Source organism: Candidatus Phytoplasma gossypii (genome assembly GCF_030586975.1).
Lineage (GTDB): Bacteria > Bacillota_I > Bacilli_A > Acholeplasmatales > Acholeplasmataceae > Phytoplasma > Phytoplasma citri.
In genome coordinates this window covers 1-7,554 of the sequence record NZ_JAOSIT010000027.1, presented here as the reverse complement: position 1 = coordinate 7,554, position 7,554 = coordinate 1, and the positions used below count along the sequence as shown (strand labels likewise).

Sequence of the window (7,554 nt, the reverse complement as noted above, 5' to 3'; positions counted from 1 at the left end):
AGAATTATTTGGTGGCGGCTTCTTCTTGACTAATTTGCTTTTGTCGCAACCCGCTTTTATGGTCTGCTGTAATCTGGTATTCTTTCGTCTGCCGGACCGACCATCTCCTTTCAGGGTTTATCCGCACCGCAAAATGAGGAATTAGTTTCTAAATCGTTGACTTCATCTCATAAAGATATTCTAAATCTTAGCGATCAACAAAAATTAGAATTCTTACGAAACATTTTGGACAATAATAAGTCTAATTTAAACGGAGACCCAGATCCGGATTTAGAAAAAAAAGTTTGTTTTGATGGTTTAGACAAGATATCGGATCTAAACCAAGCTTTTTATGAAAATCCTTCAGATCTTCAAGAAATTAATGATATTAATCAAGCATTTAAAAATATTCTAGAATCACAAATACAAGCAAATCAATCTTCTTCAGTGACAAATCCTAATTTACAAGAAGCAATTTTGAATAATCAACTTTTATCTATTTGTTCGCAATACATCATCGAAGCTGCAACTAAATTAATATTGAGTTATAATTGGGGAATGCTTTATAAATTTGTCACCCAAACCCCAGGTATATTAGCATGGAATATTTCAATTTTAAGTCATAGATAATTATTCGGTGTTATTGCTTAATTGAAATATTCTTATCAAATAAATAATCTCTCAGAATATAAAAAAACTTTAATCAAGTTAATATAATATTCTGAGAGTTTTTTTAAATAATAGTATTTGTTTAATTAGTTCCAATTAAATCTAATATTTTTTATTATTTTTTAAAGCTACGATTTCATTAAAGTTTTTTATTTCGTTTTTTTGATATTCTAAATTAAAAAAACCATGTCTAATGAATTGGAATTTTTCTAAATTATTTTTACAATCTAAATTGCTTTCTATAAAACCTTTATATTGCTTCCAAGAGTTAAAATTAAATAAATATTTTATTTCTTTAGACTTTTGATAATTCTCTTGATTATTATCTTTTAATAATAAATCATAATAGAAATTAAAAGTTGCTTCTGAAGATTTTTCTATAGTTAAAAAATGAATAGTACCGTTAGGTTTTCGTTGGTTAAAACCGCTACCACTTTTGGTCATCGGATCGTAGGTAGCTAAAATTTCTGTAATTTCTCCAAAATTATTCGTTATTATTTTATACGCTTTAATAAAATAAAAATATAATAATCTAACTTCTCCGTGCAAAAATAATCTTTTAAAATCTTGATTAGGTTTATTTATTTGAAAATCGCTGCGTTCTATATATATTTGACGTGAAAAAAAAACTTTTCTTTTGGTTTTTTCGCTATTTTTATAATAAGAAATTTCGCGAGATTCTATTTGATTTTCGGGATAATTAGTAATCGTTATTTTTAAAGGTTTTATAATAGCAATAATAGTTTTAGTTTTTAATTGTAAATCACTTCTTAAACAAGCATCTAACATACTTTTATCAATATTACTATTTATTTTGGAAAGACCTGCTTCTAAAATAAAATTCTTAATCGCCGAAGGTGTGAATCCACGATTACGTAATCCTATTAAAGTAGGCATGCGCGGATCATCCCAACCTCGTACTAAATTATAATCTACTAAAGATTTAAGAATTCTTTTACTCAAACATGTGCCAACAATATTTAATCTACCAAATTCAATTTGTTTTGGAATATTAATCATTTCAGTTTCTTTGATGATCCAATCATAAAGCGGACGATGATCTTCAAATTCTAAAGAACATAAAGAATGAGTAATTTTTTCTATAGCATCAGCTAAGGGATGAGAAAAATCATAAGTTGGATAAATATAATGGTGTTGTTGTTTTAAAGTTTTAGCATTTAAAATTCTATATAAAACCGGATCACGTAAATTAAAATTAGGATTAGACATATCAATTTTTGCTCTTAACACTTTTTGGCCTATTTTAAATTTACCTTGAGCCATTTGATGAAATAATTCTAAATTCTCTGAAATAGTACGCTCACGAAAAGGAGAACATTGTTGAATTTCTCTTGTGTGTTTCAATTCTTCTGCATTTAAATCATCTACAAAAGCTTTATTTTTTTTGATTAATAAAATAGCTTTTTGATAGATTATTTCGAAATAATCCGAAGTAAAAAAAATTTTATCTGGTTTATACCCTAACCAATGTACGTCTTTTTCTATATTTTCAATATAAATAGGGTTTTCGCGTATAGGGTTAGTATCATCATATCTTAAATAGGTTTTTCCTTGAAAATATTTAGCTAATTCAAAATTAATAATAATTGCCCGAGCATGACCTAAATGTAAAAAACCGTTTGGTTCTGGCGGAAAACGAGTAATAATTTCAGATATTTTATTTTGTTTTAAATCTTGTTCCATAATAGTTTTGATAAAGTTAGATATTATCATAAAATATTTGTAATTCTCCTTTTTTTGCTGTGACAAAAATATAATAAATTTTTGAAAATTATTTCTCCAATATCTTTTAGAGAGCAAGATATATAATCTTAGTTACATATAAAGTATTTTTTATAACAAAATCAAAATATAAAAAAATTATATTTTATAATTAATTTTTGGAAAAAATGATTATTCCCATATATAAAAATAAATTTCAAATTTATATTTAAATTTTTTTTAAGATATTTTTAGTATACTAGAATAAATGTTTTTTTAAAAATATTATTTTTTTCAGGAGCAAATTAAAATGTTTATTAAATTAATTAATCGCATTATTTTATTAACAATAATTTTTATTATTTTATTCATAATCCGAAACGAAATCAATATCAAAAGTGAACAACAAAATGAAGAGAATTATGATAATTCTCTTGAAGAAATTAGAAAAACTTGGCGACAACTTGATCCAGATAAAAATGCACAAAATAATTTTAATGAAACGCAAAAATGAAAAATTAAATCAATATATATAAAAATAATCTTGAATTAACTTTCTAAAATACTTTTTATAATTATTTGAGAGAATTCATTTTTTTATGGCTAATTATTAAAAATTGTCATAAATTATGAATTCTCTTTCTTTAAGGTAATATTATTTAAAAGTAATTTTAAAAGATTTTAGAATAACCGTTTTTATAATATTTGGCTTAAAAAAATATAATAAGTAAAAATATTGCATAATTTTAAGAAAATTTAATCTTTTTATTATAGTTTTTTAAAATTATATAGATATTTGATAACTTAACCATTCTAAAATATCTTTATAGACAAAGGTATAAAATGTATTATTTAATAAATTATGATTACCTTGATAATATAATTTTAAATGTTTATTAGGACTTTTTATTAATTCAAATAACTCTTGACTATGCTCAAAAGGAATAATTTTATCTTGTTTACCATGCAATAAAAAAATAGGTTTTGGATAATTAAATTCATAATTAATTAAATATTCTTGAAATTGTGTAATCATTAAAAACATAGTATGATAAATGAAACGAGTAGTAACAGTATTAATTTTATTAGTAATTTCTGCTTGTTGTAAAGTTAATCTTTGGGGCTCAGCATAATTATTCATTATAATAATTTTAGTATTTGAATTAATGTTGTTAGATTCTAAAATTTCTTGAGTTTTATTCAAAATTTTGGAAGATGTAGCAATATTAATAACTCCATCTATATCTTGAAATTTATACACATAACAATTATTAATTGCACTGCCTAGCGAATGACCTAATAAAAATATTTTCAAATTATTTTGTCTTTTTAAAAACATTACAATATTATGCAAATCATTTATAAAGATTTGGGAATCTTCAATATCTCCTGCTTTATCCGGATTTTGTATATTTTGACCATGATTTCTCAAATCATAATTTAAAGTATTAAAATTATTAGTATTTAAAAAATTAGTTAATCTTTCATATTCTTGAGAACTTTCTCCCATATCATGTGTAATAATAATATTTGCTTTAGCCATTTGAGGTTCAATAGCTTGTTTAAAATTATCCAAAAGTCTGACATTATTATATCCTAATAATTGAAAATTAGAAAAACTTAATATTTTAAAAATAAAAATGAAAAAAATTATAATGATAAATAAAATCTTTATCAATAATAAATTATTATGTTTGAAATTTTGATTATGAATTTTTTTTGAATTATACATTTTCAGATTATTTCTCCTATTGAATAATGAATTTTAATTTATAATGAATAAAAAGTTTTATAAAAAATCAAAAATTTTAATATTAAAATGTAATGACTTAAAATTAATAAAATATCTTATAATTTACTAATCTAATTGTATATCATAAATAATTTAATCGTTAATAATAAAAAATTAAATTATTAACAATAATACTATCTTTTTTTAACTTTTATTCTATAATGATAATTATTGCTATAATTATCCTTATATGCAATAAAATAAATTTGAAGAGTACAAGTCCATACCTCTCTCATTTTCCAAAACCCTACATTCAATAAAAAAAAAGTTTCTCCTATTAGAATATTATTATTTAATATTTTATTAATATTAAAAATTTTAATGAATCCAGTATTTTTATCATATTCAACATTAGATTGCGGATCAAAATAAAAATTTTCTCTTAATTGTTTTTCTATTGCAGCTTTAGAAGTTCCCGATAAATAAGAAAATTTACCAAACAAATGATAATAAAAGGTTTTATCTTTTATAGCATTAATTAAATTAAAAGAAATTGAAGGATTTTCTTTATATAAATTATCAGAAATATTTAAAAGCGGTATTTTCGAAGATGTTTGCGTCCTTGGAAAAAAAAATATGATAAAATAACTTAAAATTAGTAAGAACCAAATAAATAATATTACAATAAATATATTGTAATTGTTTTTTTTTTGTTCATATTGTCGCCATTTCTTTTAATAAACCATATTGTTTATTATCTTTAATAGATTATTAATTTTAATTAATTTGGATTTTTTTATTTGTAATTTTTAATATTAACTTTAATAGGGCTTTTTTTTAAATCTTCGTTAATCAGATCTAACCAATTAGGTATAGTTTTATCTAATAAATATTTAAGGGCATGAAAAAAACAATAACCATCTCCAGGTGTATCATTATATTCTTGAATATAAAAATGTATATTATTAAAATTTTTCATCTCCAATTTAAGAATAGAACTATCTATTATTTCACATAAAGAATTGAAATCCCATGAAAAAGTTGTTTGATCAGAATTCTTTATCTCGATAATTAATGATATTCGTTTATTTATTTTTTTAGATAAAAAATCAATAGTACTTTGTATCAAAAAAGGATATGCAGTATCTAATTTTTGATTTAAAATTTTTTCTATAATTATTTTCATGTCTAATGACGGTTTTTCACTTTTCAAAAATGTCTGATAAGTATCTTTAAAAGTATTATCTTTTAAACCTAAAAAAAATTGTTCCAATCCTAAATAAGCTATTTTCGCAACTAGTTGACGATTTTCAAGATATTGATTATTATTTATCTTTGTATAAGTATAATCGTAATAATACAATTTTTTTTGATTACGATTTGTAAAACAACAATAAATAAACCAAATTATAATTAAATGAAGTATAAATAAAAATGTATATAAAATAATTTTTAAATTAAATCGAATGTTAAACATTTTTTAATTATTTTGCCTTTCGCTTTTTGATTTTAGAATTTTAATTCCAAAATAAAAAAGTTTTTTAAAATATTTTTAATTTAATTAAAAAAGATCAAATTATATTAAATATAATAATATTATAATGTATAATTCACAAGTCAATTTCATCACTACTTAAAATAAATAAATTAATTAAAAGTTTAATATTATAAATGAATAAACTGATAAATCGAGATGATTTTATTTATAAAAATTGTTTTTTAAATAAATATTTTTTAGAGGTATTATAATATATGTTTTTTAAAAATCGTAAAAATTTTTTTGATTGTATAACTAATAATTCTATAGCTTTATTTTATTCTGGCAATCCCCAATATAAAAGTGGAGATCAATTATTTCCTTTCGAAGTTAATAAAAATTTTTATTATTTAACGGGCGTTAAACAACCTTATATTATTTTAGTTTTTATAAAAACACTATTAAACAAAGAAAATTTTTTATTTATTCCTGATATTAATCCTATAAATAAATTATGGAACAATGAACAATTAAATAAAAAACAAATTACCGATATTTCGGAGATTCCATTTACTAATATTTTGGAAATCAAAGATTTTAATTTTTGGATTAATAAAAAAATTTCTGAATTAAAATTATTATCTCCCAAAATTTATTTTGATATTCCGAACCATTATAAAAACTTAAAATATTCTTGGAGTTATGAACAATTATATAAATGTTTAAATTATTGGCCACATATCGAAATAGCCAATAGTTCTCAAATTTTATTAAAATTACGTCAAAAGAAAAATAACGAAGAAATTAACTCTATTAAAAATGCTATTGATCTGCATTATCGTTCTTTAATGTATTTGTTGCAAAATTTAAATAAATGTCAATATGAATTTGAAATAGCAGCTAATTTTCATTATTATTTAGGCATTAACAAAGCTCAAAACGCTTTTGAAACCATTGTCGCTTCAGGAAAGAACGCTTTAATTTTGCATTATCATAAAAATCATTCTTATTTAAATAATAATAATTTATGTTTAATAGATGCAGGAGTAAAAATTAATGATTATTCTTCAGATATTACTCGTTGTTTTCCTATTAGAAATAAATTTACATCTATACAGTATCAAATTTATAATTTAGTATTAAACGTTAATAAAGAATTAATTAATTGGGTTAAACCTGAACATAGTATGAAAGATTTAAATTATTATGGAAAGCAAATGCTATCTATAGGTATGAAAAAACTTGGATTTGAAGAAAAAATTGAAAATTATTTTTATCATAGTATTAGTCATCATTTAGGATTAGATATACATGATTTAATAGATATAGATGCAGAAGAACCTATCGGAGAAAATAGCATTATAGCTATTGAACCAGGTTTATATATTAATCATTTAAATTTGGGGATTAGAATTGAAGACAATATTGTTGTCAAGCAAAAAGGAAATATTAATTTATCTGCTAAAATTCCTAAAGAAATTGAAGAAATAGAATCTTTAATAAAATAAATAAAATATTTTAAATTTGACAATTATTTTTTATAAAAGATAAAATAAGTTAGAATTATTCGTTTTAAATTAGAGATTTGTTATAATATCAATGTTATTATAAATTATAAATTATTTAATTTACGTATATTATTATATTTATGGCAAATAAGCATAAATATTTGGTTCTCTCATTGAAAACACAAGCGATAAAAAACATTTTCTTAAAGGAAACAAAAATGAATGACAGTAGTTCTTAAAAGTAGGTTATAGTAGGAAATAAAATTAAAAAAATATTAATATTAAAGGTTATTTTGAAATCATTAATCACGATATCTTGAAAGAAATACTTCAAAAATGAAAAAATCTTCAAAACCATACAGTAGGTATCAGGAATAATGGTATCATGGTATCAATTATAAACCATTATCTACTTATTCTCGAAAGGGTAATAACTCTATTTTAACTCCTAGCAAATCTTTATTTAC

Annotated in this window: 7 protein-coding genes; 3 read left to right on the top strand and 4 right to left on the bottom strand. The window is 21.5% G+C overall.

What is annotated here, in order from left to right; all coding sequences use genetic code 11:
* The first annotated feature begins 225 nt into the window (after positions 1-225).
* Positions 226-609, top strand: coding sequence for a hypothetical protein (locus OC698_RS02320; RefSeq protein WP_304513111.1), 384 nt, complete (start codon positions 226-228; stop codon positions 607-609).
* Positions 610-750: 141 nt separating this feature from the next.
* On the opposite strand, the gene glnS is transcribed toward OC698_RS02320, so the two are convergent.
* Positions 751-2,382, bottom strand: a complete 1,632-nt coding sequence (glnS, locus tag OC698_RS02315; protein WP_304513110.1) for a glutamine--tRNA ligase — start codon at positions 2,380-2,382, stop codon at positions 751-753.
* Between the two features lie 298 nt (positions 2,383-2,680).
* Between glnS and OC698_RS02310 the strand changes: the two genes are divergently transcribed.
* On the top strand, positions 2,681-2,884 hold the full coding sequence (locus tag OC698_RS02310) for a hypothetical protein (RefSeq protein WP_304513109.1): 204 nt from the start codon (positions 2,681-2,683) through the stop codon (positions 2,882-2,884).
* A 270-nt stretch (positions 2,885-3,154) separates the two neighbouring features.
* On the opposite strand, the gene OC698_RS02305 is transcribed toward OC698_RS02310, so the two are convergent.
* The 3 genes from OC698_RS02305 to OC698_RS02295 all read right to left on the bottom strand — a co-directional run bounded on the left by OC698_RS02305 (position 3,155) and on the right by OC698_RS02295 (position 5,579).
* A complete protein-coding gene (locus OC698_RS02305) occupies positions 3,155-4,102 on the bottom strand; it encodes an alpha/beta fold hydrolase (protein WP_304513108.1) in 948 nt (315 codons plus the stop codon).
* A gap of 194 nt (positions 4,103-4,296) precedes the next feature.
* Entirely contained in the window at positions 4,297-4,605 is a 309-nt protein-coding gene (locus OC698_RS02300) for a hypothetical protein (protein ID WP_304513107.1), read from the bottom strand.
* Between the two features lie 293 nt (positions 4,606-4,898).
* On the bottom strand, positions 4,899-5,579 hold the full coding sequence (locus OC698_RS02295; protein WP_304513106.1) for a hypothetical protein: 681 nt from the start codon (positions 5,577-5,579) through the stop codon (positions 4,899-4,901).
* A 275-nt stretch (positions 5,580-5,854) separates the two neighbouring features.
* Here OC698_RS02295 and OC698_RS02290 point away from each other — a divergent pair, with 275 nt between their 5' ends.
* On the top strand, positions 5,855-7,087 hold the full coding sequence (locus OC698_RS02290) for an aminopeptidase P family protein (RefSeq protein WP_304513105.1): 1,233 nt from the start codon (positions 5,855-5,857) through the stop codon (positions 7,085-7,087).
* Positions 7,088-7,554: the final 467 nt, after the last annotated feature.

Excerpts from the sequence above, each read along its gene's own strand:
- glnS (WP_304513110.1), bottom strand. The coding sequence starts at position 2,382 with ATGATAATATCTAACTTTATCAAAACTATTATGGAACAAGATTTAAAA.
- OC698_RS02290 (WP_304513105.1), top strand. The coding sequence starts at position 5,855 with ATGTTTTTTAAAAATCGTAAAAATTTTTTTGATTGTATAACTAATAAT.
- OC698_RS02305 (WP_304513108.1), bottom strand. The coding sequence starts at position 4,102 with ATGTATAATTCAAAAAAAATTCATAATCAAAATTTCAAACATAATAAT.
- OC698_RS02295 (WP_304513106.1), bottom strand. The coding sequence starts at position 5,579 with ATGTTTAACATTCGATTTAATTTAAAAATTATTTTATATACATTTTTA.
- OC698_RS02310 (WP_304513109.1), top strand. The coding sequence starts at position 2,681 with ATGTTTATTAAATTAATTAATCGCATTATTTTATTAACAATAATTTTT.